This is a genomic window from Mesorhizobium sp. WSM4810 (assembly GCF_055811235.1).
In genome coordinates this window covers 188,306-213,379 of sequence record NZ_JBVVQV010000009.1, presented here as the reverse complement: position 1 = coordinate 213,379, position 25,074 = coordinate 188,306, and the positions used below count along the sequence as shown (strand labels likewise).

Genomic DNA, 25,074 nt, shown 5'->3' with positions numbered 1-25,074 from the left:
TGAAATGGCGGTGGAGCGATCCACCGCCATTCACATGCACGCCACTCACATGCCCGCCATTTCACACGCTTGTCACGCCGGTCTTGTAACGAGCCTCATGCTCAAGCTGAAGATGCGCGAAAGACCGTTTCCCGAGCTTTCCTATGCCAGCCCGCATCAGCCGGCATTGACGCGCTGGTTCATCCACTCCATCGAAGGCCTGTCCGGCCGCGATCGCTTCGCGGCGCTCTATGACTTTTGGCGCCGTCATGTGGTGCCGAGCGGCGAGCGCGTGTTCAGCCGCACGCTGGAGCTGATCGATGTCAGGGTGCGGACCACCGGCCAATGGCCGCCGGAAAAATTGCCCGACACGCCGCTGGTGATCGTCGCCAACCACCCGTTCGGCATCGGCGACGGCATTGCGGTGCTGTCGCTGGCCGAGCAGCTTCAGCCCCCGTTCCGTGTCATGATCCACAAGGATCTGCTCAAGATCCGGGAGATGGAGCCCTATTCGCTGCCGATCGACTTTTCCGAGACCAAGGACGCGCTCCGGAACAACATGGCGGTGCGCCATGAGGCGGTGCGGCTGCTGAAAGACGGCGTAATCATCGTCGTCTTCCCCGCGGGCGGCGTCGCCACCGCGCCGAAAGGTTTTGGCCGGGCGCGCGACCTGCCGTGGAAGATGTTTCCGGCGCGTCTCGTTAGGGATGCCAAGGCGTCGGTTGTCCCAATGCACTTTTCCGGCCAGAACGGGCGGCTGTTCCACCTGGTCAGCGGACCAATGAACCTGGCCGAGCGTGACGGGCGCGTCGCGAAGTTCGTCGGCAGGGCTTCGCTGACGCTGCGTACTTCGCTGCTCATCCACGAATTCGGTCGGCTGTCCGGCAAATCGATCGACGTGCACGTAGGCGACGTGCTGGGATGGGACGAACTGGAGCAGGTGCGCGACCGCAAGGCTTTGCTCGAGCGGCTTTACCGGGCTGTTTTCGATCTGGCTCCGGCGGAACCGCGCGGCCGCGGCCAGTTTCTGCCGCAACGCATGCGTAACGCGGCTTGATCGGCAATCATACGCTGCTGGACCGGTTCCCGCACAGGGTTCGGACGTCTAGTCCGCGCCTTCCTGAGGATCGATCGCCGAGGCCTCCGTGGCCAAAACCTGGATTTCCTGGTTCTGCCCGGCCACGACCGTAAAATCTTTCTGGTAGATGCGGTCGCGGTTCTTGGCGATGATTGTGTAGTCGCCCTCGGCAAGCACCATCGAAGCAAAGGCGCCGACGGTTTCCTGGATGGGATCGCCGGATTCGTTGAGCAACGACCAGGAGGTGTCGGCGATCGCCTCTCCGCCCGCCTCGCGCACCAGCTTCATGGTCATCTCCGCCGCACGATGCTCGACGGCTGCTTCGGTCAGCTTGCCGGCCTCGACGCGGATGTCTGAGCGGATGACCGCATTCACCGAGCCATAAGTCGAGACGACGTGATAGACGCCCGCGTTCAGCCGCACGACGCTGTTCGGCTCGACGTCGGGTATGATCAGGGCGCGATCGTGATTGGCCTCGGCCTGGCCTTCATAGATCGAAAAGCGCAATTTCTTCGGCGGTATGCGCACCCCGCCTGACAGGACGGCGTCGAGCTTGAGTCCGCCGGCATCGAGCACGAGGCTTTCGCGCTTGGCGTCCTTGCCGACGGTGATGCGCTTGGTGGCTCCGGCCCGGCCGTAAGAGGCGTGGACCAGATAGCTGCCGGGCTCGAGCTGGAACACCGCGCTGCCGCCATGGGCGGAAGCGACCATCGGCAGCTTGCCGTCGCCGGTGGCGTCAGGCTTGAAGACGCGCCAGACGATGCCGCGTGTGATGTCGGCGCCCTTGTCGGTCAATTGCGCCGACAGCGTGATCGCCCCGCTGCTCGCCGCTGCCAGCGGTGCATCGCTTTTCGGAGGCGCATAGTTCGACATTCCGGGAAGTTTCAGATCACCGAGGCCGTCCGCATCCTGCGCGACGGCAAGCGAAACCGGCACCATCAACAGTGCGGCAGCGAGCCAGATCGGGAAAAGTCGCGATGTCCCCTCAAACATGGCTTGCCTTGAAGCCCAAGGCGGTGGCAATTTCAAGGCTTAAGAGTCCGATCAGATCCTGCTAGAGGGCTCTTTGTGCGGCGCGCCGCGCCAAGCCCGAGCCGCCCGATGCCCCGATGGTGCGCTTCAGCTCAAATTCCAAGGAGACTTGCGCCCATGGCGTCGCCGATCATCGATTTTCTGCTGACCCGAAATTCCGCGCCGATCCCGGAGTTGAAGGAACCGGCGCCCTGCGACGCTGACATCGCGACGATGATTGCCGCCGCCTCGCGGGTGCCGGACCACGGCCGGCTCGAGCCGTGGCGCTTCATCCTCTACCGGGGCGAGGCGCGCGTCGAGATCGGCAAGAAGCTGGCGGCCCTTGCCGCACAGCGCGAAGGGCCGCTGCCGGAAGGCCGCCATAACCAGGAACTGGCGCGCTTTTCGCGCGCGCCTTTGGTGATCGGCGTGGTGTCGAGCCCGAAGGAAAACCCAAAAATCCCGCAATGGGAGATGTTCCTGTCCGGCGGCATGGCGGCGATGAACCTGATGCTATCAGCCAATGCGCTGGGCTATGGCACCAACATGATCAGCAACTGGTATTCCGACGTGCCGGAGGGCAGGGCGATCCTGGGGCTGGCGCCGCATGAGCGGGTGGTCGGCTTCATCCATATCGGCTCCTATCAGGGGCCGGCGCCCGAGCGGCCGCGGCCGGATCCGGCAAAGCTCTATGGCGATTATGCAGGGCCATGGGTGGGCTGAATGTTCTACGAGCCGTCTAAAGGCCACGGGCTGCCGCATGACCCGTCCAAGGCGATCGTGGCGCCACGGCCGATCGGCTGGATCTCGACGGTGAACAAGGCCGGCGAGGTCAACCTCGCCCCCTATTCATTCTTCAATGCGTTTTCGACGCGGCCCTTCATCGTCTGGTTTTCATCCGAAGGCGAGAAGGACAGCGCCACATTCGCCGAAGAAACGGGCGAGTTCGTCGCCAATCTCGTCAGCCGCGATCTCGCTGAAAAAATGGTCCGCACCGCGGTCGATGCGCCGCGCGGCGTCACCGAATTCGACTATGCCGATCTCGCCATGGCGCCGTCGCGGCTGGTTGCGCCACCCCGCGTGGCGGCGGCGCCCGCGGCGCTTGAATGCCGGGTGACGGAGATCATGCGTCCAAAGGCGCTGGACGGGACACCGACCGGCGCCATCGTCGTTGCCGGCGAAGTCGTCGGTGTGCATATCGACGATGCCTTCCTGAAAGACGGCATATTCGATATCGTCAGGGCGGGCAATGTCGGCCGTCTCGGCTATATGGATTATGCCAGCGTCAGCGAGATCTTCTCGCTGCGCCGGCCTCATTGGGGAAAAGACTAGGCTGGGAAAATATTAGGCCGAAATCCCTGCCGCCCTGGCGCGTGCCAGAAGCCGCTCTGCCAGCTTGAGATGCGGCCGGTCGTACATCTTGCCGCCGATGCCGACGACGCCGGGATTTCCAGCCGCCTCGAATGCCTGGACGATCGCTAGGGAGTGTTTCACCGCCTCGGTCGACGGCGTGAAGGCGGCGTTGATGACAGGCACCTGCGCCGGATGGATCGCCATCTTGCCGGTGAAGCCGTCGCGCTCGGCCTCGGCGCATTCCGCCGCGAAGCCGGTCATGTCGCGAAAATCTGGGAAAACCGTGTCGATCGCCGCGACTTCCGCGTCACCGGCGGCGAGGATGGTCATGGTGCGGGCGAAGCGGAACACATCGGTGTAGCGGCCATTCTCGTCGCGGGCCGTGCGCGCACCGATTGCTGCCGAGAGATCTTCCGCACCCCAGGTCACGCCGACAAGTCGCGCACTTGCGTTGGCGTAGGTCGCAGCCGCCAGCACGCCGGCAGCTGTTTCGGTGATGATCGGCAGGATTTTTATCGCACCGTCCGGTAGCCCGCTTTCGGCCTCGTGCACCCTGAGCTTGGCCGAGAGCTGCTGGACATCCTGTCCGCTGTTCGACTTCGGCAGCATGATGCCGTCGGGTTTCACTGGCACGAGTGCCGCCAGATCCTCGTCGGTCAGGTCGGTCGAGAGATCGTTGATGCGGACATAGATCGCGGATCTGGTCTGATGCCTGTGTCCGGTGATGAAGCGTGCGGCGATATCGCGGGCCAAGGTTTTGTTTTGTGGCGCGACCGAATCCTCGAGATCGACGATGACCACGTCGGCGTCGGCGCCAATCGCCTTTTCCAGCTTCTTTTCCGAATCGCCGGGAACGAACAGCAGCGAGCGCATCGGTCAGGCCGCCTTCTTCATCATCATCGCCTGCCTCGTGCATTTGGCGACGAGCACGTCGTCCTGGTTGTAGGCGCGGTGCTCGAATTCGACGATGCCGCGGTCCGGCTTCGACCTGGAGTCGCGCACCGACACCACCGTCGTCTCGACGCGGATGGTGTCGCCGTGGAAGACCGGATGCGGAAACACCGTCTCCTTCATGCCGAGATTGGCGACGGTGGTGCCGACGGTGATGTCGTTCACCGAAATACCGATCATCAGGCCCAGCGTGAACAGCGAATTGACCAGCGGCTTGCCCCATTCGCTCTTGGCGGCGAAGTCGAAATCGATGTGCAGCGGCTGCGGGTTCAGCGTCATTACCGAAAACAGCATGTTGTCGCTTTCAGTGACGGTTTTCCGCAGCGTGTGCCGGAAGACATGGCCGACGACGAACTCTTCCAGATAAAGCCCGGTCATGGTCGATCTCCTCCGCTGCCGCATCGCCCCGAAAATCGGAATCGAGTTTTGGAAAGCACGATGCGAAGATTCAAAGTGTTAGCGTACTTTCCGAAACCGCGCACGTCGCCAGGCGCTGCATACCGCGCTGGCAAGCAAAGTTAACAAACAGGGGGCCAGTTAACAAAGATGGGCCAGTTAACAAACATGGTGAACCGTTCGTAAACCATTTCTACCTAGGGTCTTCACTGGGCGGGAACGGACTCGGGCTAGGGGCATAGCGGACGGCATGGTTGTTTCGCATTTCCTGAAATGGATTCATACGGCAAGGGTCTCTGAGCGCGCCGCGGCAGCAAGCGCATTGGCTCGCGCCTACATCAATGCCGAGCTGCCTTTCGAGGATCGCTGCGCGGCGGAGGCGGCGCTGACGCTGCTGCTCGACGATGCCTCGTCGAAAGTGCGGCTGGCGATGGCAGAGGCGCTGTCGATGAGCCATCACGCGCCGCTGCAGATCATCAGCGCGCTGGCGTCCGATCAGCCGGAAGTCGCCAGCCTGGTGCTGGCACGTTCGCCGCTGCTTACCGATGCCGATCTGATCGACCGGGTTGCCGGCGGCCAGAAGGCGATCCAGAAACTGATCGCCGATCGTCCGCGCGTCTCCATGGCGGTCGCCGCCGCGATCGCCGAAATCGGCGAGCCGGAAGCCTGCGCCACGCTTCTCGCCAACAGCGGCGCCGACATCGCTTCGCTCAGCTTCCGCCGTATCGCCGAACGCCATGGCCATCTGCCTTCGCTGCGCGAAGCGCTGATATCGGATGCGCGTCTGCCCGCTGACTGCCGGCATATGCTGCTGATAAAACTTGGTGAAACGCTAAAAGGTTCGCCGCTGGTGCTGGCGCTGATGGGCCGTGCCAGAACCGAGCGCGTCATGCGCGACGCCTGCGTCAAGGCGTCGATGACGCTGATCGAAGGCACCCACCAGGAAGAACATGCGGCACTCATCGAGCATCTGCGCCTGCGCGGCGACCTGACCGCAAGCTTCATCATTCGCACCATTGCGCACGGCAAGGTCGATTTCTTCGGCTCGGCGCTGGTCGCGCTCAGCCAGCAATCCGAACAACGGGTGAGGGCGCTGCTGGCCGGCGGGCACGACGTGGCGCTGCAGGCGCTGCTCCGCAGCGCCGGCCTGGCCGCGGCCACGCACGCCATCATCCTGCGCGCGCTGAAGATCTGGCGCGAGGTCGCCAATGGCAAGCGCCTCGCCGGCGTCCAGGAAGTCAGCTGGCTGATGCTGAAGGAATTGGGCGGGCAGTCCGCCGAAGGCGATCTCGCCGGATTGGTCAAATCGATCCACCTCGATGCGCTGCGCGAAAACGCGCGCGGTCACGCGCTGGCGATCGCGGCGGCTTAGGCCTTATCCTTCACGAAGAACTCCGGGAACTCCGCATTCGACGCGAGCGGGTTAGCTCAGATGTCCAGCACTTCCGTCTCGGCGAATTCCGCGCGTTCCTGGATGAAGCGGAAGCGGGCTTCCGGCTTGGTGCCCATCAGCGCGTCGACCGCATCCTTGGTCGCCGCCTCGGCATCGATCACGTCGACCCTGAGCAGCGTGCGCTTTCTCGGGTCCATGGTGGTTTCCTTGAGCTGGGCGGCCATCATTTCGCCCAACCCCTTGAAGCGGCCGATTTCGACCTTGCCGCGCCCGGTGAACTCGGTGCGCAGCAGTTCGTCCTTGTGCGCATCGTCGCGGGCATAGGCGACCTTGCCGCCTTGGCGGATCGAGTAGAGCGGCGGCACCGCCAGGTAGAGATGGCCGTCGCGGACCAGGCTCGGCATCTCCTGATAGAAGAAGGTGATCAGCAGCGAAGCGATGTGGGCGCCGTCGACGTCGGCGTCGGTCATGATGATGACCCGGTCGTAGCGCAGATCCTGATCGCGGTATTTTGACCGCGTGCCACAGCCAAGCGCCTGGATCAGGTCGGAAATCTGCTGGTTGCCAGCCAGCTTGTCGTTGCCGGCGCTGGCGACGTTGAGAATCTTGCCGCGCAGCGGCAGCACTGCCTGGCTGGCGCGGTCGCGCGCCTGTTTCGCCGAGCCGCCGGCCGAATCGCCCTCGACGATGAAGAGCTCGGCGCCGGCCGCGGCATTCTGCGTGCAGTCGGCGAGCTTGCCGGGCAGGCGCAGCTTGCGCACCGCGCTCTTGCGCGAGACTTCCTTCTCCTGGCGGCGGCGCACCCGCTCGTCAGCACGCGCGATCACCCATTCGAGCAGCTTCGAAGCTTCCTGCGGGTTGTCGGCCAGCCAGTGGTCGAAGGGGTCGCGGATCGCGGCCTCGACGATCCTGATCGCCTCGATCGTCGCCAGCCGGTCCTTGGTCTGGCCGACGAATTCCGGCTCGCGGATGAACACCGACAGCATGCCCGCCGCCGAGATCATGACGTCTTCCGAGGTGACGATCGAAGCGCGCTTGTTGCCGACCAGCTCGGCATAGGCGCGCAGGCCGCGCGTCAAGACGTTGCGGAAGCCGGCCTCGTGGGTGCCGCCTTCGCCGGTCGGAATGGTGTTGCAGTAGGAATTGAGGAACCCGTCGCCGCCGAACCAGGTCACCGCCCATTCGAGCGAGCCGTGGCCGCCTTGCCTGTCGCTTTTGCCGGCAAAGATTTCGCGGGTGACCTGGAATTCGTCGCCGAGCGAGGCTTTCAGATAATCCTTGAGGCCACCGGGAAAATGGAACTCGGCCTTGGCCGGCGTCGTGTCCTTCTCCTTGATCAGCGAGGGGTCGCAGGTCCAGCGGATCTCGACGCCACCGAACAGATAGGCTTTCGAGCGCGTCATCCGGTAGAGCCGCGCCGGCTCGAACGCCGCACCCTTGCCGAAGATCTGCTCGTCGGGATGGAAGCGTATCCTGGTGCCGCGGCGGTTATGCACCTCGCCGAGCTGCTCCAGACCGGTCACCGGAACGCCGCGCGAAAAGCGCTGGCGATAGAGCTGGCGGCCGCGCGCGACCTCGACCTCGAGATGGTCCGACAGCGCGTTGACGACGGAGACGCCGACGCCGTGCAGGCCGCCCGAGGTTTCGTAGACCTTGCTGTCGAACTTGCCGCCCGAATGCAGCGTCGTCATGATGACTTCGAGCGCCGGCTTCTTGAATTTCGGATGCGGATCGACCGGAATGCCGCGGCCATTGTCGGTCACCGCCAGATATCCGTCGGCCGAAAGCTCGACATCGATGAAAGTCGCGTGGCCGGCGACCGCCTCGTCCATCGAATTGTCGATGACCTCGGCGAACAGATGGTGCATCGCCTTGTCGTCCGTGCCGCCGATATACATGCCGGGCCGCCGCCGCACCGGCTCCAGCCCTTCCAGAACCTCGATGTCGGCGGCACTGTAGCTCTCGCTGCCGTCGCGGGATGCCGGGCGCTTCGCCGCCTGCACCAGCGGGTCGGCCGGGCGCGCGGTGGCGCGAACCGGTTGCGGCTGCTTGTCCAAATTGCCGAAAAGATCGTTGCTGTCGTTCATGCTGGTCCTGGATTGCGATGCTGCGAATCACCACCCGATACTGCCACGCTTTTTGCGGGCAGGCGACGGAGGTTCCCGTTACGTTCGAGGATAGAGCCTCTTACTGCAAAACCATTCGACAACCAAGCGGCGGAAATGGGCCGAGGGCATCGACGCTTTGTAAACCTTGTCCGGAGGTTACGCCGGAAGGTTGGCCGAAAAAGGGTATTCGCGGATTGCTGCTGACCTAGAATGCGGCAGAACCCGAGAAGAGGCTGTCGCTTACGCATGTTGGATTACAGTTCGCTCCTGCTTGCGGCAGCGCTGTCGGGCACGTGCCTCAGCATCACCCTGTTTGCGATCTGGTGCACCGCGCCACAGGCACGCTTTGTGCTGACGGTGGCGTGCGGCATTCTCGTGCTCGTCGCACATGTGGTCTTGTTCTGGCACTATGCCAAGCATCCCAGCCCCTGGCTTTGCCAGATTGTACTTGCGCTTCTCAGCCTGGGCCTTCTGACCCTCTGCCTGTCGGCCATGCAGTATCTCGGCGTCCATGACTACAGGCGCGCCATCTTGCCGACCCTGGCTGCGATGGCGGTTTGCGCAGGCGCGACGTCGCTGGGCTTTGACGGCGTCGGCTTCATCGTCACCTACGCGACGGTAACGGCGCTGCTCTCGCTTATCGGGGTGATGTTCTGGATCAAAGGTGGTCATGATCGCCGGATATTGCTGGTCGTTTCGTTCCTGAGCGGCGTCTGTGCGCTGTCCTTCGGACTTTGCGGCGCGGTCCTGCTGGTCAAGGGCCAATGGGTGCTCGGCGTTGCGCCCGACAACTGGGCCGAACGGTTGAATTCCGCCGTGGCGGTCGCCTGCATGACGGGGCTCGGCGCATTGACGCTCTCCCTGCACCATTTGCAGGCGCAGATCGAACTGAAGGCCGAGACCATGACCGACCCATTGACCGGGCTGATGAACCGGCGGGCGTTGACGGCATTCTACGGCGAGCGGATTTTCGGCCCGTTCATGTCCGTCGCCATGTTCGACCTCGACCATTTCAAGAAGACGAACGATGTATTCGGTCATCCGGTTGGCGATCAGGTTCTGCGCCGCTTCGCCGCTGTCGTCAGAAAATACTCCAGGACCGGCGTCGACGCCTTCCGGCTGGGCGGCGAGGAATTCGTCCTCGTCATGTCGCGGATGACTGAAGAGAAGGCTTACGACATTGCGAGCAAGATCAGCGTCGCCTTCGGCACGGAAGTCGTCGCCACCCAGCTTGGTCCGTTGCGCAGCACAGTCAGTGGCGGCATCGGCTTTGGCGGGACGGATGGCACCAGTCTCGACAATGTGCTGGCCGAAGCCGACGCCGCACTCTATGCGGCAAAGCGCGCCGGGCGAAATCGCGTCGTCGCCCAGAACAAGGCGAGCAAGGCCGACGCGCCGGCCTTGCGTTCTGCCTGATTGAGGCTTCTATCTTCTTGTTAGACCATGATCTTGTCCGAAAACCGGATTCCACTTTTCGGGATCATGGTCTACTCCGCCGCCCCCAGATATTCCGACAGCGGCGGGCAGGAGCAGACGAGGTTGCGGTCGCCGGCGACATTGTCGATGCGCGACACCGGCGGCCAGTATTTGGCTGACGTGTCGGCATCGCCGGCGGGGTAGGCCGCCTCCAGGCGCGAATAGGGATGGGTCCACTGGCCGGCCAGCGCCTCGGCGGCGGTATGCGGCGCATTGACCAGCGGATTGTCGGCTAGGGGCCATTCGCCTTTCGCCACCTTGGCTGCCTCGCCTGATATCGCGATCATCGCCTCGCAGAAGCGATCGAGCTCGCGCTTGGGCTCGGACTCGGTCGGCTCGACCATCAGCGTGCCGGCGACCGGAAACGACATGGTCGGCGCATGGAAACCATAGTCGATCAGCCGCTTGGCGACGTCGTCGACGCTGATGCCGGCACTGTCCTTGAGCACGCGGGTATCGAGGATGCATTCATGCGCGACGCGCTCGTGCCTGCCCTTGTAGAGCACCGGGAAATGCGCTCCGAGCCGCGTCGCCACATAATTGGCGGAAATGATCGCCGTCTCGGTCGCCTGCTTCAGGCCCGAAGCGCCCATCATCCGGATATACATCCAGGTGATCGGCAGGATCGAAGCGCTGCCGAACGGTGCAGCCGACACGGCATGGCCCGAGCCTTCGACGACGTGGCCGGGCAGATAGGGTTGCAAATGCGCCTTGACGCCGATCGGGCCGACGCCGGGACCGCCGCCGCCATGCGGGATGCAGAACGTCTTGTGCAGGTTCATGTGGCAGACGTCGGCGCCGATGTCGCCGGGGCGGGCGAGACCGACCAGCGCGTTGAGGTTGGCGCCGTCGAAATAGACCTGGCCGCCATGCTCATGGACAAGGGCGCAGAGGTCGCGCGCGCCTTCCTCGAAAACGCCGTGCGTCGAGGGATAGGTGAACATCAGCGCCGCAAGGTCTTGCGCATGCTCGTCCGCCTTGGCTTTCAGGTCGTCGACGTCGATGTTGCCGTCTTCGGTGCAGCGCACGACGACGACGTTCATGCCGGCCATCGCCGCACTCGCCGGATTGGTGCCATGCGCCGATGACGGGATCAGGCAGACCGTGCGGTGAGCTTCGCCGCGTGAGCGGTGATAGCCGCGAATGGCGAGCAGCCCGGCATACTCGCCCTGGCTGCCGGCGTTGGGCTGCAGGGTCACCGCGTCGAAGCCGGTGATCTCCGCCAGCCAGGCTTCCAGTTCGTCGATCATGGCGCGGTAACCGGCCGAATGGCTTGCCGGGGCGAAGGGATGCAAATTGGCGATATCAGGCCAGCTTACCGGCATCATCTCGGCGGCGGCATTGAGTTTCATCGTGCAGGAGCCGAGCGGGATCATGGCGCGGTCGAGCGCCAGGTCCTTGTCGGCCAGCCGGCGCAGGAAGCGCATCATGTCGGTTTCCGAGTGGTTTTCGCGGAAGACAGGCTGCGTGAGAAACGCCTTGCCGCGCGGTTTTCCGGGCATGGTGCTGCCGACGGCTGCGCCCGGCTTGGCGCCGAACAGCGCCGCGATCGCCTCCAGATCGGCATCGGTCGAGGTCTCGTCGAAGCTGATGCCGATGCGGTCGGCGTCGATGACGCGCAGCAATCGGCCGGTCTTTTCGGCTGCGGCGCCAATCGCCCCGGCTCTGCCTTTCACTTCCACCGTCACCGTGTCGAATCGGCTTGCGCCAAGCACCGAGATTCCTGCTGCCTTGAGACCGTCAGCCAGCCGGTTGGCCAATGCATGGATTCGGCCGGCAATCGCCTGCAGCCCGGCAGGGCCGTGCCAGATCGCATAGGCGGTCGCCATGTTGGCGAGCAGCGCCTGCGCGGTGCAGATGTTGGAGGTCGCCTTGTCGCGGCGGATATGCTGTTCACGCGTCTGCAAGGCGAGGCGATAGCCGGGCCGGCCCTTGCTGTCGGTGGACTGGCCGACCAGGCGGCCGGGCATCAGCCGCGTCAGCCTGTCGGAAACGGCGCAATAAGCGGCATGCGGCCCGCCAAAGCCCATCGGCACGCCGAAGCGCTGCATCGGGCCGACGGCGATGTCGGCGCCAAGCGCAGCCGGCGCGTCGGTCAGCGTCAGGGCGAGCGGATCGGCAATGAAGACGACCAGCGCGCCGGTGGCGCGAGCTTTCTCAATTGCCGCCCTGTGGTCGCCATAGACGCCAAACGTATCGGGCCAGGAGACCAGCAGAGCGGCTGTGTTGTCGTCGATCGTGTCACCGTCGACCTCGATGCCGAGCGGCTCGGCGCGGGTGCGCACGACGTCAAGCGTCTGCGGATGCGGCGTGCCGGCCAGCGCCACCTTGGTCCGCTTATCGCGGTGGTGGCGTAACGCGATGCCGACTGCTTCGGCCACCGCCGTCGCCTCGTCGAGCAACGAGGCCGACGCGACCGGCAGCCCGGTCAGTTCGGTGACCAAGGTCTGGAAATTGAACAGCATTTCGAGCCGGCCCTGGCTGATCTCGGCCTGGTAGGGCGTGTAAGCCGTATACCAGGCCGGGTTCTCGAACAGGTTGCGCTGGATGACCGGCGGCACGTGGACGCCGTGATAGCCGGCGCCGATGAAGCTCTTCAAAACTGTATTTTTCGCCATTGTCGCTGACAGCTCGGCCAGCGCCTCGGCTTCGCTCGCCGGGGCCGGCAAGGCCAGCGGCCGGTCGAGCCGGATCGATTTCGGCACAGCCTGGCTGATCAGCGTCTCGACCGACGGAACGCCGATCGTCGCCAGCATGGCTCTGACATCATTGAGGCCGGGGCCGATATGGCGGGCCGAGAAGGAGTAGGGTGCTGCGGTCATCTTTCCTGGTCCTGCTCTCTCAACCAATATGGGCTTTGTAGGCGGCCTCATCCAGGAGACCTTCGAGTTGGCTTTCATCGGCCAGCTTCATCTTCCACAGCCAGCCGTCGCTGGCCGCCGCCGAATTGACCAGGGACGGATCAGACGAAAGCGCGGTGTTGGCCTCGGTGATCTCGCCGTCGACCGGCGCATAGACGTCCGATGCCGCCTTGACCGATTCGACCACGACGGCGGTATCGCCCTTGGCCAGCTTTTTCCCAGGCTCCGGCAATTCGACGAAGACGAGATCGCCGAGCTGTTCCTGCGCGTAGTCGGTGATGCCGATGGTGGCGATACCGCCTTCGACGCGGAGCCATTCGTGATCTTCAGTGAAATAGGTCTTTGCCATGAAGTTCATCCTTTGCGGTAGCGATGCGGCGTGAAGGGCAGGGGATTGATATCGATCGGGATTTTGGTCCCGCGAACGTCGGCGAAGAGTTTTGCGCCGGGTTTGGCCAGCGACGCCTGGACGTAGCCCATGGCGACCGGATGGCCGGCCGAGGGGCCGAAGCCGCCGGAGGTGACGTGGCCGGCGGGTTTGCCGTCGGCATCGAAAAGGGTTGCACCGGGGCGCACCGGCTGGCGGCCCTCCGGCTTCAGGCCGACGCGTTTTTGCGCCGGGCCGCGCTCCAGGATTGCACGCAATGCGTCGGCGCCGATGAAAGCGCCGGAGGCGCGAACCTCCTTCGGGATCGCCCACATCAGCCCGGCGCTGGCCGGGTCGATCTCAGGCGTGATGTCCAGTCCGTGCAGGCACAGCCCTGCTTCGAGCCGCAGGCTGTCGCGGGCGGCCAGCCCAACCCACATCACTCGCTCGTCCTCGAGCAGTTTGGCGACGAGATTTCGCGCATCCGCTTCCGGCAGGCCGACCTCGAAGCCGTCCTCGCCGGTATAGCCCGAGCGGCTCATGAACCAGTTTTCGCGCGGCTCGAAGCCGTGCATGAACAGCAGCGATCCGGTTTCGATGCCGGCGCGCGACAGGGCGGCCCAGGCTTCGGGACCCTGGATTGCCAGGAAGACGCGGTCGAGTGCTTCAATCTTGGCGTCAAAGTCCGCCTTGGCATCAAAGTCGGCAAGCTCACGAAGGTGTTTTTCGTCGGCCTCAGCATTGCCGGCATTGGCGACGACCATGAAGCGTTGCCGGCCGAGCCTGGTGACGATCAGATCGTCGATGATGCCGGCGGCTTCATTGAGAAAGAACGTGTATTTGGACTGGGAAATCTCAAGCGCGCCGGCGTCGAACGGGCAGGCACGATTGAGCAGTGCTTCAGCGCCCAAGCCACTGATCTCGAACAGCTTCATGTGTGAGATGTCGAACAGGCCGGCATGTTCGCGGGTATGAAGGTGCTCCTTCATCACGCCGGCCGGATAGGTGAGCGGCATCGACCAGCCGGCGAACGCGCCAAAGCGCGCACTGGCGGCCACGTGCAGGTCTTCTAGGGGAAGGTGTTTGGTGTCGTCGCCCGTCATGTCGTCTCCAGAGTCGCACGCAATCGGCCGCGAATGGCGACCAGTCCGTGCCCCTCTGTCTGAAGCCTGAGAGACTCGCGCCCCGTAACTCTGTCGGCAGCGCTTACACCTTCGGCGCGGGGCGAAAAAAGCCCCGACTTTCCAGAGTGTCTTTCCCGTCTACGGTTCTTTTTGCCTGAGAGATTTCGGGCGATTTCCCCTTCGGCGGCAGCTCTCGCTGCTCTCTCCCGCAAACAGGTAGGACTCAATTTGAGCCCTCGACTCGTCATCCATAGCCTGTCGGCGACACCTTGTCACCTGCCAGCGACAGCGTTGCGATCAAATGCCGCCGTACCAGTCGTAGCCATTGTCCTCCCAGTAGCCGCCCCTGCCGCCGCCGATGGCGGCGAAACTGTCGACCAGTTCGATCTTGCGGAGATACTTTGGCATCTTGTAGCCGATCTGGCGCTCGACGCGGACGCGCAGCGGCGCACCGTTCTCGACCGGCAGCGGCTTGCCGTTCAGGCCATAGGCAAGGATCGTCTGCGGGTGACGGGCATCGATCAGGTCGATCGAGCCGTAATATTTGATGTCGCCGGACAGGCTGCGGTCGATCGTGTCGAGGCAATGGAACATGACATAGCGTGCCTGCGGCTTGACCACCGCCTGGTCCAGCACCAGCGACAGCGGCGTGCCGGTCCATTTGGCGATGCAACTCCAGCCTTCGACGCAGTCGTGGCGGGTGATCTGGGTGCGGCTCGGCATGTTCATCAATTGCTCGCGGGTCAGCGACAGCGGCTTTTCGACGAGGCCGGAAACCTCGAGCCGCCAGTCGGCGAAATTGTTGGCGAGCAGGCCCTTGTAGACATCGTCGTCCGGCGCGGTGACGCCGTTCGGCCGCTGCGGCTGGCGAATGTCGGCTTCGGTGAATTCCGGCGCAAGCGAATCGCCGGCGAGCAGGCGTTGCGCGCGCCAGGTCAGGCCGTTGGCGCCTTCAAGGAAGCTGCGCAGGCCCTCGCCGACACGAAGCTGGCTGTCGAAGGCATCGCAACCCGACAGCATGATGCCGGAGACGCCGAGGCTTGCCGAGGTCAGGAATTTTCTGCGGCTGATTACAAACTTTGCCATCTCACGCACTCCTCTGCGGCGTCTTGCTGCCATGCTCCGGCGGATCGGTTCGGTACCAACCGGTGATGATGGAACGCAGCTCGTTGATCGGGCCGGCGGCGAAGATCATCAGCATATGGATGATGAAGAAGGCGACGAGCAGCAGCATTACTATGAAATGAATGGTCCGCGCCGTCTGCCGGCCGCCAAGCAGATCGTTGAGGAACGGCAGCGCCGCGTTCATGCTCGGCGACATGGCAAGGCCGGTGATGATCATCAACGGCAGCAGCACGAACATCACGCCGCCATAGGCCATCTTCTGCAGCGTGTTGTACTCGCGCGTTTGGTGAAACTTGAATTTGGCATGATCGACGATGTCTCGCGGCAAGCGCCTGAGATCGGCGATGCGCGGGACAAGATCGCGGCGCAGATGACCGTTGATCAGGCTGGCGACCAGCCACACGACCAGGGTCGTGGTCAGTATCCAGGCAAAGAAGAAATGGACGACGCGGGCCGTGCCGAGGTCGTAGTAGGAGGGGATCGTCGCCCAGGACGGGAAGGCGCGGGCCGTCTCCCGACCCGCCGGCCCCGACCAGCCGAGCACACCGGTTGTGTCGAAGCGCTTGCCGAAGATTTCGGTGTAGCCGCGCGGGCCGTTTGCGGTGTTCTCGGCGCCGATGGCGAAGATGGTGTTGTTATAGGCGAATCCCGATTCCTTGCCGATATAGAGCTGCGGGCGGGCGTTGAAGATCTGCAGGCCGGAAAGCAGCATGAAGAACAGCGAAATGGCCCAGAGCCAGTGCGTCAGCCGCGTCCAGCGCGACTGCCGGTAGATCAGCGTCGCATCCTTCGGCGCGGCAGTATCTGGCCCGACGGTTGATTGGCTCCTGGCCACCGATTGCATTTTTTCGCGTCCTTCCGGCCGCTCAGTCGGCCTTTCCGATCGTTCTCCTCCCAATACGTCGCCGGCCAAAGCGATGTTTCATCCGATCACGGAATTATTACAGCCTGCCCGGTGCTACCGGCTCCCGAAACTGACGGCGAGGTTGACCGCGGCAGCGACGATCACTGTATTGATAAAGAACGACACGATCGAATGCAAAAGCACGATACGACGCATTTGCGTGGTCGAGACCGCGGTATCGGAGGTCTGTGAGGTCATACCGATGGTGGCCGAGACGTAGAGAAAATCCCAGCCGTCCGGCTCCTCCTTGCCGGGAAACGAAAGGCCGCCGACGGGCTTTTTCTGCTTCGATTTGCTGCCGGGATCGGTCTCTTCGTCGTTGACCCAGTAAACATGTGCGTAGTGCAGCGCGGTCATGGCGTGGATGGTGAACCAGCCGAGCGGGATCGACAGCAGCGCAAAGGTGAGTTCGACACGATGCGCGCTGCCCTCGCGATTGATCACTTGGAACAACGAGATCAAGGCGACGGCGACGACAATCAGAGTCACAGCAAAGATGACCAGCACCGGCTGGTCGGTGGCGCGGGCATGCTTGCTCAGATAGCGGCCGGTGAGCAGCGGCATCTGGGCGACGACAATGGCGGTGTAGCGGCGAAAAACGCATTGGCGCCGATGGAGAAGGCGAGCGGAGTGCGCAAGGCCAGCGCGATCGCCAGTGCCACCACGCCGATGCAGGCCGACACCGCGAACTGGATGTGGCGGTGCAGTGGTTTCTTCAGGGGCAGCTCGGTCGTCATGGCCCGGCCTCTGATGCGGTCCGTCTTCTACACCGCCGCTCGTCCTCTAAGACTCGGACATTATAGCACTTTTGATTGTGCACATGTTATTCTGGTTTGCTGCGCTGACCTCCGGTCCGAGGTGAAAGCGCTAGCCCAGCGCGGCGGATTTCAGCGCACGCCGCAAGATGCGGTCGAGCTCGCCAAGAAACCGCGAGCGGTCCTGCGGCGCGAAACTGGCATTGTAGCCCTTGCTTTCGCCGGTCTCGCGCAGATGCTGCTTGAGGTCGCGCATCGCCACCGCCATGCCGATCGTTTCCGGCGTGAACGGGCGTCCGGTCGGCCCAAGCACATGGGCGCCGAGCGCCACCGTGCGGGCCGCAAGCGGGATGTCTGATGTCACAACGATGTCGTTGGGCTTGGCATTGTCGACGATCCAGTCGTCCGCCGCGTCGGCGCCTTTGGACACGACGACGTTGCGGATCATCGGATCGCGCGACGGGCGCAGGCCGCCATTGGAGACAAAGGTGACGACGACGCCATGGCGCTCGGCGACCTTCTCGACCTCGGCCTTCACCGGACAGGCATCGGCATCGACGTAAATGGCGGGTGCGGGCATGGTTCGTCCAACGCGTATGGAGCTGGCGATTGTGCCTGGCTCTGTCGATGATATTCGAGCGGTCGCCATCCCAGCAACGCTCCGGACCTGTTGGTGCAGCGCAATCGCTTCAAAGGTCGGCGCTGCCCCTCATTGCCCTGCCGGGCATTTCTCCCCGTATAGTGACGGGGAGAAAGACGCCTTCGCAAAGGATTTCGCCAATCTTCAGCGTGGCAGAAAGCGTGCCGACGTTGCGATCAGCATCTTCTCCCCGTCACTATACGGGGAGAAGATGCCGGCAGGCAGATGAGGGGCAGCCCAAACCTGAAGCGATTGCCTTGCTTCCTCCCGGCCACGTCGCAAATTCTCAATAGACCACCACGCTCCTGATGCTCTTGCCCTCATGCATCAGATCAAAACCCTTGTTGATGTCCTCCAGCTTCAGCGTGTGGGTGATCATCGGGTCGATCTCGATCTTGCCGTCCATGTACCAGTCGACGATCTTCGGCACGTCGGTGCGACCGCGCGCGCCGCCGAACGCGGTGCCCATCCAGGTGCGGCCGGTGACCAACTGGAACGGCCGCGTCGAGATCTCCTGGCCGGCGCCGGCAACGCCGATGACCACCGACTTGCCCCAGCCGCGGTGCGATGCTTCCAGCGCCTGGCGCATCACCTTGGTGCTGCCGGTGCAGTCGAACGTATAGTCGGCGCCGCCGATCTGGTCGGCGCCGCGTTTTGTCATGTTGACGAGATAGGGCACTATATCGCCGTCGATCTCCTTCGGATTGACGAAATGCGTCATGCCGAATTTCTCGCCCCATTCCTTCTTGTCGTTGTTCAGGTCGACGCCGATGATCATGTCGGCGCCGGCAAGGCGCAGCCCCTGGATGACGTTGAGGCCGATGCCGCCGAGGCCGAAGACGGCGGCCGTGGCGCCGATCTCGACCTTGGCTGTGTTGATCACCGCGCCGATGCCGGTGGTGACGCCGCAGCCGATGTAGCAGATCTTGTCGAAGGGCGCGTCGGGATTGACCTTGGCCAGCGCAATCTCGGGCAGCACGGTGAAGTTGGAGAAGGTCGAGCAGCCCATATAGTGGAAGATCTTGTCCTTGCCGATCGAGAAGCGCGACGAGCCGTCCGGCATCAGGCCTTGCCCCTGCGTCGCGCGGATCGCGGTGCACAGATTGGTCTTTCTGGACAGGCAGGACGGGCATTGCCGGCATTCCGGCGTGTAGAGCGGGATGACGTGGTCACCCTTCTTGACCGAGGTGACGCCCTTGCCGACATCGACGACGATGCCGGCGCCCTCATGGCCGAGGATCGCCGGAAAAATCCCTTCGGGATCGGCGCCCGACAGCGTGAACTCGTCGGTGTGGCAGATGCCGGTCGCTTTGATCTCGACCAGCACCTCGCCGGCTCGCGGGCCGTCGAGGTCGACCTCCAGGATCTCCAGCGGTTTTCCGGCGGCGACAGCGACAGCGGCACGGGTTTTCATCGGGGCTCTCCTCTCAGCCAAATCGGCAATCGAGGCGAGCTTTAGCGTATCTGCAGGTTCTGGACTATGGGACGAATTGACAGTTCGGAGCCCGGGTTTGGTCGTCACCAGGCGACTCGGCACCCCGGATATGCGCTTACGTGCCTTGACCGGCCGGGCCAAGCCCATAAAAGAAAGGCAGCCGAGGGAACAAAACCCGTATGTTCACAAAAATCCTGATCGCCAATCGTGGCGAGATCGCCTGCCGCGTCATCAAGACGGCGCGCAAGATGGGCATCGCCACCGTCGCGGTCTATTCGGACGCCGATCGTGACGCCGTGCATGTCGAGATGGCCGACGAGGCTGTCCATATCGGGCCTTCGCCGGCGTCTGAGAGCTATCTGGTGCCGGAGAAGATCATTGCCGCCTGCAAGGCGACGGGTGCTGAAGCCGTGCATCCCGGCTACGGGTTTTTATCCGAACGCGCCTCCTTCTGTGAAGCGCTGGAGAACGAAGGCATCGTCTTCATCGGCCCGAAACCCGGAGCGATCAGGGCGATGGGCGACAAGATCGAATCGAAGAAATTCGCCAATGCAGCCAGGGTCAGCACGGTGCCCGGCTGGCTCGGCGTCATCGAGAATGCCGGTCATGCCGAGAAAATAGCCGGCGAGATCGGCTATCCCGTGATGATCAAGGCCTCGGCCGGCGGCGGCGGCAAGGGCATGCGCATCGCCTGGAGCAAGGCCGAGGTGCGCGATGGGTTCGACCGGGCGCGGTCGGAGGCCAAAAGCTCGTTCGGTGACGACCGCGTCTTCATCGAAAAGTTCGTGGTCGATCCGCGCCACATCGAAATCCAGGTGCTGGCCGACGCGCATGGCAATGCGCTTTATCTCGGCGAGCGCGAATGCTCGATCCAGCGCCGCAACCAGAAGGTCGTCGAAGAGGCGCCTTCCCCTTTCCTCGACGCCAGGACCCGGAAAGCCATGGGCGAGCAGGCGGTGGCGCTGGCCAGCGCGGTCGACTACCAGAGCGCCGGCACGGTCGAGTTCATCGTAGATAGTGAAAAGAACTTCTATTTCCTTGAAATGAATACACGATTGCAGGTCGAGCACCCGGTGACCGAGCTCGTCACCGGCATTGACCTGGTCGAGCAGATGATCCGCATAGCAGCCGGCGAAAAGCTCGCCATCAAGCAAAGCGACGTCAAGCTGAACGGCTGGGCGGTGGAAAGCCGGCTCTACGCCGAGGACCCGTATCGCAATTTCCTGCCGTCGATCGGCCGGCTGACGAGATACCGGCCACCGCAAGAGGGACAGTTCGGCGACGTCGTCGTCCGCAACGATACCGGGGTTACCGAGGGTTCGGAAATCTCGATGTTCTATGACCCGATGGTCGCCAAGCTGTGCACCTGGGCGCCGACTCGGCTCGCGGCAATAGACGCCATGTCGGAAGCGCTCGACAGTTTTGTCGTCGACGGCATCGAGCACAACATGCCGTTCCTGGCAGCACTTATGCAGCATCCGCGCTGGCGGGAAGGGCGGATATCGACCGCCTTCATATCAGAGGAATATCCCGACGGCTTCGCGCCGATCGTGCCTGACAGCGAGGAAAAGGCCGTTCTCGCAGCGATCGCCGCCGCGGTCGAACTGCTGCGCCGCGACCGGCTCGACCGGCTCGGCGGGCGGCTGGCGCCGCATTCGGGTGTCCTGAAACGCGATTGGGTGGTCAAGATCGGCAAGGACTATCTTTCAGCCTCGGTGCTCGAAGGCATGATCTCCATTCCGATGGAACTCGGTCTGTCGATCGACGGCGGCAAGGCGCTGACGGTAGCCTCCGACTGGCGTCCGGGCGATCTCGTCTGGCGCGGCACGGTCGGCGACCGAAGGATCGCTGCGCAGGTCAGGCCCGTGCTGAACGGGCTTCGCGTCGCCTGGAAAGGCATGTCGGTGAGCGCACGCGCCATGCTGCCGCGCACCGCCGAACTCGAAAGGCTGATGCCGGAAAAAGTGGCGCCGGATACGTCGAAGATGCTGCTCTGCCCGATGCCCGGCCTTGTCGTGTCGATCGCCGTTGCCGAAGGGCAGGAGGTCAAGGCCGGCGAGACGCTGGCGGTCGTCGAGGCGATGAAGATGGAAAACGTGCTGCGCGCCGAGCGCGATCTCACCGTGTCGAAACTCAAGGCAAAACCGGGCGACAGTCTCGCCGTCGACGCGGTGATCATGGAATTTGCGTGAGGATGCCGTCACTTGGCACAAGGCAATCGCATTGGTTGGCGCTGCCCCTCATTGCCCTGCCGGGCATTTCTCCCCGTATAGTGACGGGGAGAAAGACGCCTTCGCACAGGATTTCGCCAATCTCCGGCGTTGCAGAAAGCGAGCCGAGGTTGCGGCCAGCCCCTTCGCCCCGTCACTATACGGGGAGAAGGTGCCGGCAGGCGGATGAGGGGCAGCGCCAGCATCGACAATTGGCCTGTCGCTGGACTCGCATCGTCCAGTGCCGGACAATACATCCTCATCGACTGAGTCCTCTCAAACGGCGATAAAAAAATGGCGAATGAGACACTTCCCCGCGATCCGTTGCGGCGCGAGGCTTTTATGAAGGCATCGCGGCCGGAAGCGCCGGCGCGGCCGTTCATTCATCTGCGCGTTCATTCGGCCTATTCGCTGCTCGAAGGCGCTTTGCAACTCGGCACGGTTGTCGGCCATGCGGTCAAAGATGACGCACCGGCGATTGCCGTCACCGACACCAACAATCTGTTCGGCGCACTCGAATTTGCGCAAAAGGCGGTGAAGGAGGGTATTCAGCCGATCATCGGCTGCCAGACCGCTCTCGCTTTTTCCGGTGAAGCCGGCGACAGCCAGCGCGACCGCAGGCGGCAGGGCCCGGAAATGCGGCCCGTGGTTTTGATCGCGGCGACCGAGGCTGGCTACAGCAATCTGGTCAGGCTGGTCAGCCGGGTCTATCTGGAAACGCCGCCCGGCGAGGCCGTGCATCTGACGACCGAGATGCTGCAAGGCCATTGCGACGGCCTGATCTGTCTCAGCGGCGGGCCGCGCGGCCCGATCGGCAACGCGCTGAAAGAGGACCGCCGCGACCTCGCCGAGACGCGGCTTCTGGCGCTCAAGGCGCTGTTCGGCGACCGGCTCTATGTCGAGCTGGAACGGGTTTCCGGTTATGACCGGGCCATCGAGAAATCGTCAGTCGACCTCGCCTATATCAACGACTTGCCGCTGGTCGCCACCAACGAGGCGTTTTTCTCCTCGCGCGACGACTATGAGGCGCATGATGCGCTGATCGCCATCGCCGAAGGGTCGGTCGTCGCCGTCGACAACCGCCGGCGGCTGTCGCCCGACAATTTTCTGAGAAGCCAGGCCGACATGGCGAGGCTGTTCGCCGATCTGCCGGAGGCGATCGACAACACCGTCGAGATCGCGCTGCGCTGCTCCTACTATCCCAAGACCCGCAACCCGATCCTGCCGCGCTTTGCCGGCGGCGATGTCGCCGACGCCGATGCGGCGGTGAAGGCGGAGGCGCAGGAGCTTGCCAGACAGGCGCATGAAGGGCTGGAGGCGCGGCTCGCCGCGCACGGCCTAGCCCCTGGCTACGCGGTCGAGCAATACCGCGAAAGGCTGGAATTCGAGCTCGGCATCATCGAGAAAATGAAGTTCCCCGGCTATTTCCTGATCGTCGCCGACTTCATCAAATGGGCGAAGGCGCAAGGCATCCCGGTCGGGCCGGGGCGCGGTTCGGGCGCCGGCTCGCTGGTCGCCTATTCGACGACGATCACCGACATCGATCCGCTGCGCTTCTCGCTGCTGTTCGAGCGCTTCCTCAATCCCGACCGCGTGTCGATGCCCGACTTCGACATCGATTTCTGCCAGGACCGGCGCGAGGAGGTCATCCGCTACGTCCAGCATAAATACGGACGCGACCAGGTCGGCCAGATCATCACCTTCGGCACGCTGCAGGCCCGCGCGGTGCTGCGCGATGTCGGCCGCGTGCTGCAGATGCCCTATGGCCAAGTCGACAAGCTCAGCAAAATGGTGCCGTCGAACCCGGCCAATCCGGTCAAGCTCGCCGACGCCATCGCCAACGAGCCGCGCTTTGCCGAGGAGGCGGAGCGCGAGCCGATCGTGCAGACGCTGCTCGACATGGCGCAGAAGCTGGAAGGCCTCTACCGCCACGCCTCGACGCACGCCGCCGGCATCGTCATCGGCGACCGGCCGCTGTGGGAGCTGGTGCCGATGTACCGCGACCCGCGCTCCGACATGCCGGTCACCCAGTTCAACATGAAGTATGTCGAGCAGGCCGGCCTGGTGAAGTTCGACTTCCTCGGCCTGAAGACGCTGACGGTGCTGGAGACCGCGGTCAAGCTGATCCGCCGCCGCGGCATCGAGATCGATCTTGCCCATATTCCGCTCGACGACCCCGACACCTATGCCATGCTGTCACGCGGCGAAGTGGTCGGCGTGTTCCAGGTGGAAAGTGCCGGCATGCGCAAGGCGCTGATCGGCATGCGGCCCGACTGCATCGAGGACATCATTGCGTTGGTCGCGCTTTACCGGCCGGGCCCGATGGAGAACATCCCGACCTACAACGCCAGAAAGCATGGCGAGGAGGAGATGGCTTCGATCCATCCGAAGATCGACCATCTGGTGAAGGAGACGCAAGGCGTCATCGTCTACCAGGAGCAGGTGATGCAGATCGCGCAGGAGCTTGCCGGCTATTCGCTGGGCGAAGCCGACCTGCTGCGCCGCGCCATGGGCAAGAAGATCCGCGCCGAGATGGACAAGCAGCGCGAGCGCTTCGTCTCGGGGGCGATCGAGCGCGGCGTCGGCAAGCCGCAAGCCGACTTCATCTTCGACCTGCTGGCAAAGTTCGCCGACTATGGTTTCAATAAGTCGCATGCCGCCGCCTATGCGGTCGTCTCCTACCAGACGGCCTATCTGAAGGCGCACTACCCGGTCGAATTCCTGGCCGCGTCGATGACGCTCGACATGGGCAACACCGATAAACTCGCTGATTTCCGCCAGGATGCGCTGCGCCTCGGTATCGATGTCGTGGCGCCGTCGGTGATATCAAGCTTCCGCGCCTTCGAAGTCGCCGAGAACCGGATCTTCTATTCGCTGGCCGCGCTCAAGGGCGTCGGCGACGCGGCGGTCGAGCATATCGTCGCCATGCGCGGCGAAAAACCGTTCAAGAACCTCGCCGATTTTTGCGAAAGGGTCGACCCGAAGATCGTCGGCAAGCGCGTCTTCGAAAGCCTGATCATGGCCGGCGCGCTTGACTGCTTCGGTCACGACCGCGCCGCGATGATGGCGGGCGTCGAGCGGATGATGGGGCTGGCGTCGCTTGCGCAGCAGAATGCAATGTCGGGCCAGCACGACATTTTCGGCGCCTCGCTCGGCGCGCAGTCGCAGGCGCTCAACCTGCCGGCGACCGACCCGTGGCTTGCCGCCGACCGCCTGCACCGTGAATTCCAGGTGGTCGGCTTCTATCTCTCGGCGCACCCGCTGGACGAATACAAGGCGGCGCTGCAGAAGATGCGGGTGCAGACCTGGGCCGAGTTCTCGGGCGCCGTCAAACGCGGCGCTGCCGCCGGGCGGCTTGCCGGCACCGTCACCACCAAGCAGGAGCGCAAGACGCGCACCGGCAACAGGATGGGCGTCGTGCAGTTCTCCGACACGTCGGGCCAGTATGAAGCAGTGCTGTTTTCCGAAGGTCTGGCGCAATATCGCGACCTGCTCGAGCCCGGCCGTTCGGTGGTGGTCACAGTTTCGGCCGAGGACAGGCCCGAAGGCGTCAATCTGCGCATCCAGACGGTGCAGTCGCTGGAGGACGAGGCAAGCCGCATCCAAAAAGCCTTGCGTATCTTTGTCAGGGATGATCGGCCGGCGTCGGCGATTCAATCGCAGCTTACCCAGCGCGGCGACAGCCTGGTGAGCATTATCGTCATCAAGGACGAGGCGCAGGGCGAGGTCGAGATCGAACTGCCCAACCGTTACCGCGTCTCGCCACAGATCGCCTCGGCCATGCGGGCGGTGCCGGGCGTGGTGGAGGTGGAGTTGGTGTGAGCTAACGACCGTATTCCGCCAGGTCGCATTGCTCGGTGACGATGCCGCTGGTATTGTGGGCTCGGCGGCCTGGGTCTTTTGGCGGC

Annotated in this window: 18 protein-coding genes, 1 pseudogene and 1 riboswitch; of the genes and pseudogenes, 7 read left to right on the top strand and 12 right to left on the bottom strand. The window is 63.6% G+C overall.

The genetic code is table 11. From position 1 onward, the window contains the following. Positions 1-97 precede the first annotated feature (97 nt). Complete coding sequence (locus AC0L3O_RS16115; protein ID WP_128172301.1) at positions 98-1,036, top strand: lysophospholipid acyltransferase family protein; 939 nt, start codon at positions 98-100, stop codon at positions 1,034-1,036. A gap of 48 nt (positions 1,037-1,084) precedes the next feature. On the opposite strand, the gene AC0L3O_RS16110 is transcribed toward AC0L3O_RS16115, so the two are convergent. Next, the gene (locus AC0L3O_RS16110) at positions 1,085-2,050 is read right to left on the bottom strand and encodes a hypothetical protein (protein WP_128172302.1); all 966 of its coding nucleotides are present in this window, start codon (positions 2,048-2,050) and stop codon (positions 1,085-1,087) included. Between the two features lie 156 nt (positions 2,051-2,206). Here AC0L3O_RS16110 and AC0L3O_RS16105 point away from each other — a divergent pair, with 156 nt between their 5' ends. Both AC0L3O_RS16105 and AC0L3O_RS16100 read left to right on the top strand, forming a co-directional pair. Continuing rightward, positions 2,207-2,791 (top strand): nitroreductase family protein, encoded by a 585-nt coding sequence (locus AC0L3O_RS16105; RefSeq protein ID WP_128172303.1) that lies wholly within the window; start codon positions 2,207-2,209, stop codon positions 2,789-2,791. Continuing rightward, positions 2,792-3,400 (top strand): flavin reductase family protein, encoded by a 609-nt coding sequence (locus tag AC0L3O_RS16100; RefSeq protein ID WP_128172304.1) that lies wholly within the window; start codon positions 2,792-2,794, stop codon positions 3,398-3,400. 12 nt (positions 3,401-3,412) lie between these two features. Here AC0L3O_RS16100 and AC0L3O_RS16095 read toward each other — a convergent pair whose 3' ends face one another. Next, positions 3,413-4,294: an HpcH/HpaI aldolase/citrate lyase family protein gene (locus tag AC0L3O_RS16095; RefSeq protein ID WP_128172305.1), complete on the bottom strand. Its 882-nt coding sequence runs from the start codon at positions 4,292-4,294 to the stop codon at positions 3,413-3,415. A gap of 3 nt (positions 4,295-4,297) precedes the next feature. Next, positions 4,298-4,774, bottom strand: coding sequence for a MaoC family dehydratase (locus tag AC0L3O_RS16090; RefSeq protein ID WP_473531058.1), 477 nt, complete (start codon positions 4,772-4,774; stop codon positions 4,298-4,300). Positions 4,775-5,018: 244 nt separating this feature from the next. Between AC0L3O_RS16090 and AC0L3O_RS16085 the strand changes: the two genes are divergently transcribed. Continuing rightward, positions 5,019-6,140, top strand: coding sequence for a DUF2336 domain-containing protein (locus AC0L3O_RS16085; protein ID WP_128172307.1), 1,122 nt, complete (start codon positions 5,019-5,021; stop codon positions 6,138-6,140). Positions 6,141-6,196: 56 nt separating this feature from the next. Here the strand turns inward: AC0L3O_RS16085 and parE are convergent, their stop codons facing one another. After that, positions 6,197-8,248, bottom strand: coding sequence for a DNA topoisomerase IV subunit B (gene parE, locus AC0L3O_RS16080; protein ID WP_023801056.1), 2,052 nt, complete (start codon positions 8,246-8,248; stop codon positions 6,197-6,199). Between the two features lie 267 nt (positions 8,249-8,515). On the opposite strand from parE, the gene AC0L3O_RS16075 reads away from it, so the two are divergent. Continuing rightward, positions 8,516-9,685, top strand: coding sequence for a GGDEF domain-containing protein (locus AC0L3O_RS16075; protein ID WP_027156274.1), 1,170 nt, complete (start codon positions 8,516-8,518; stop codon positions 9,683-9,685). 71 nt (positions 9,686-9,756) lie between these two features. Here the strand turns inward: AC0L3O_RS16075 and gcvP are convergent, their stop codons facing one another. The 8 genes and pseudogenes from gcvP to AC0L3O_RS16035 all read right to left on the bottom strand — a co-directional run bounded on the left by gcvP (position 9,757) and on the right by AC0L3O_RS16035 (position 18,935). After that, entirely contained in the window at positions 9,757-12,567 is a 2,811-nt protein-coding gene (gcvP, locus tag AC0L3O_RS16070; RefSeq protein ID WP_473535332.1) for an aminomethyl-transferring glycine dehydrogenase, read from the bottom strand. 19 nt (positions 12,568-12,586) lie between these two features. Next, entirely contained in the window at positions 12,587-12,955 is a 369-nt protein-coding gene (gene gcvH / locus AC0L3O_RS16065; RefSeq protein WP_027156276.1) for a glycine cleavage system protein GcvH, read from the bottom strand. Between the two features lie 5 nt (positions 12,956-12,960). Further along, positions 12,961-14,076, bottom strand: a complete 1,116-nt coding sequence (gene gcvT, locus AC0L3O_RS16060; protein ID WP_473531055.1) for a glycine cleavage system aminomethyltransferase GcvT — start codon at positions 14,074-14,076, stop codon at positions 12,961-12,963. 152 nt (positions 14,077-14,228) lie between these two features. Further along, a riboswitch (glycine riboswitch) is annotated at positions 14,229-14,316 on the bottom strand. A gap of 78 nt (positions 14,317-14,394) precedes the next feature. Beyond that, positions 14,395-15,183 carry a molybdopterin-binding protein gene (locus AC0L3O_RS16055; RefSeq protein WP_287257975.1) on the bottom strand — a complete coding sequence of 263 codons (789 nt, stop codon included), beginning with the start codon at positions 15,181-15,183 and terminating at the stop codon, positions 14,395-14,397. Between the two features lies 1 nt (position 15,184). Then, positions 15,185-16,066 (bottom strand): cytochrome b/b6 domain-containing protein, encoded by an 882-nt coding sequence (locus tag AC0L3O_RS16050; RefSeq protein WP_473535331.1) that lies wholly within the window; start codon positions 16,064-16,066, stop codon positions 15,185-15,187. 114 nt (positions 16,067-16,180) lie between these two features. After that, positions 16,181-16,863, bottom strand: a pseudogene (locus AC0L3O_RS16045) (DUF1345 domain-containing protein). A 130-nt stretch (positions 16,864-16,993) separates the two neighbouring features. Beyond that, complete coding sequence (locus tag AC0L3O_RS16040) at positions 16,994-17,461, bottom strand: YaiI/YqxD family protein (protein ID WP_091597173.1); 468 nt, start codon at positions 17,459-17,461, stop codon at positions 16,994-16,996. A 346-nt stretch (positions 17,462-17,807) separates the two neighbouring features. Then, positions 17,808-18,935, bottom strand: coding sequence for an S-(hydroxymethyl)glutathione dehydrogenase/class III alcohol dehydrogenase (locus tag AC0L3O_RS16035; protein WP_027156281.1), 1,128 nt, complete (start codon positions 18,933-18,935; stop codon positions 17,808-17,810). 200 nt (positions 18,936-19,135) lie between these two features. Here AC0L3O_RS16035 and AC0L3O_RS16030 point away from each other — a divergent pair, with 200 nt between their 5' ends. Continuing rightward, positions 19,136-21,148, top strand: a complete 2,013-nt coding sequence (locus tag AC0L3O_RS16030; protein WP_473616025.1) for an acetyl-CoA carboxylase biotin carboxylase subunit — start codon at positions 19,136-19,138, stop codon at positions 21,146-21,148. 360 nt (positions 21,149-21,508) lie between these two features. After that, positions 21,509-24,988 carry a DNA polymerase III subunit alpha gene (dnaE, locus tag AC0L3O_RS16025; protein WP_473616039.1) on the top strand — a complete coding sequence of 1,160 codons (3,480 nt, stop codon included), beginning with the start codon at positions 21,509-21,511 and terminating at the stop codon, positions 24,986-24,988. The last annotated feature ends 86 nt before the right edge of the window (positions 24,989-25,074 follow it).

What these genes read in the sequence shown, in the direction of transcription:
- AC0L3O_RS16095 (WP_128172305.1), bottom strand. Translation starts at nt 4,294, where the DNA reads ATGCGCTCGCTGCTGTTCGTTCCCGGCGATTCGGAAAAGAAGCTGGAA.
- parE (WP_023801056.1), bottom strand. Translation starts at nt 8,248, where the DNA reads ATGAACGACAGCAACGATCTTTTCGGCAATTTGGACAAGCAGCCGCAA.
- gcvT (WP_473531055.1), bottom strand. Translation starts at nt 14,076, where the DNA reads ATGACGGGCGACGACACCAAACACCTTCCCCTAGAAGACCTGCACGTG.
- dnaE (WP_473616039.1), top strand. Translation starts at nt 21,509, where the DNA reads ATGAAGGCATCGCGGCCGGAAGCGCCGGCGCGGCCGTTCATTCATCTG.
- gcvH (WP_027156276.1), bottom strand. Translation starts at nt 12,955, where the DNA reads ATGGCAAAGACCTATTTCACTGAAGATCACGAATGGCTCCGCGTCGAA.
- AC0L3O_RS16030 (WP_473616025.1), top strand. Translation starts at nt 19,136, where the DNA reads ATGTTCACAAAAATCCTGATCGCCAATCGTGGCGAGATCGCCTGCCGC.
- AC0L3O_RS16085 (WP_128172307.1), top strand. Translation starts at nt 5,019, where the DNA reads ATGGTTGTTTCGCATTTCCTGAAATGGATTCATACGGCAAGGGTCTCT.
- AC0L3O_RS16055 (WP_287257975.1), bottom strand. Translation starts at nt 15,183, where the DNA reads ATGGCAAAGTTTGTAATCAGCCGCAGAAAATTCCTGACCTCGGCAAGC.
- AC0L3O_RS16110 (WP_128172302.1), bottom strand. Translation starts at nt 2,050, where the DNA reads ATGTTTGAGGGGACATCGCGACTTTTCCCGATCTGGCTCGCTGCCGCA.
- AC0L3O_RS16090 (WP_473531058.1), bottom strand. Translation starts at nt 4,774, where the DNA reads ATGCGGCAGCGGAGGAGATCGACCATGACCGGGCTTTATCTGGAAGAG.
- AC0L3O_RS16100 (WP_128172304.1), top strand. Translation starts at nt 2,792, where the DNA reads ATGTTCTACGAGCCGTCTAAAGGCCACGGGCTGCCGCATGACCCGTCC.
- AC0L3O_RS16050 (WP_473535331.1), bottom strand. Translation starts at nt 16,066, where the DNA reads ATGCAATCGGTGGCCAGGAGCCAATCAACCGTCGGGCCAGATACTGCC.
- gcvP (WP_473535332.1), bottom strand. Translation starts at nt 12,567, where the DNA reads ATGACCGCAGCACCCTACTCCTTCTCGGCCCGCCATATCGGCCCCGGC.
- AC0L3O_RS16035 (WP_027156281.1), bottom strand. Translation starts at nt 18,935, where the DNA reads ATGAAAACCCGTGCCGCTGTCGCTGTCGCCGCCGGAAAACCGCTGGAG.
- AC0L3O_RS16105 (WP_128172303.1), top strand. Translation starts at nt 2,207, where the DNA reads ATGGCGTCGCCGATCATCGATTTTCTGCTGACCCGAAATTCCGCGCCG.
- AC0L3O_RS16115 (WP_128172301.1), top strand. Translation starts at nt 98, where the DNA reads ATGCTCAAGCTGAAGATGCGCGAAAGACCGTTTCCCGAGCTTTCCTAT.
- AC0L3O_RS16040 (WP_091597173.1), bottom strand. Translation starts at nt 17,461, where the DNA reads ATGCCCGCACCCGCCATTTACGTCGATGCCGATGCCTGTCCGGTGAAG.
- AC0L3O_RS16075 (WP_027156274.1), top strand. Translation starts at nt 8,516, where the DNA reads ATGTTGGATTACAGTTCGCTCCTGCTTGCGGCAGCGCTGTCGGGCACG.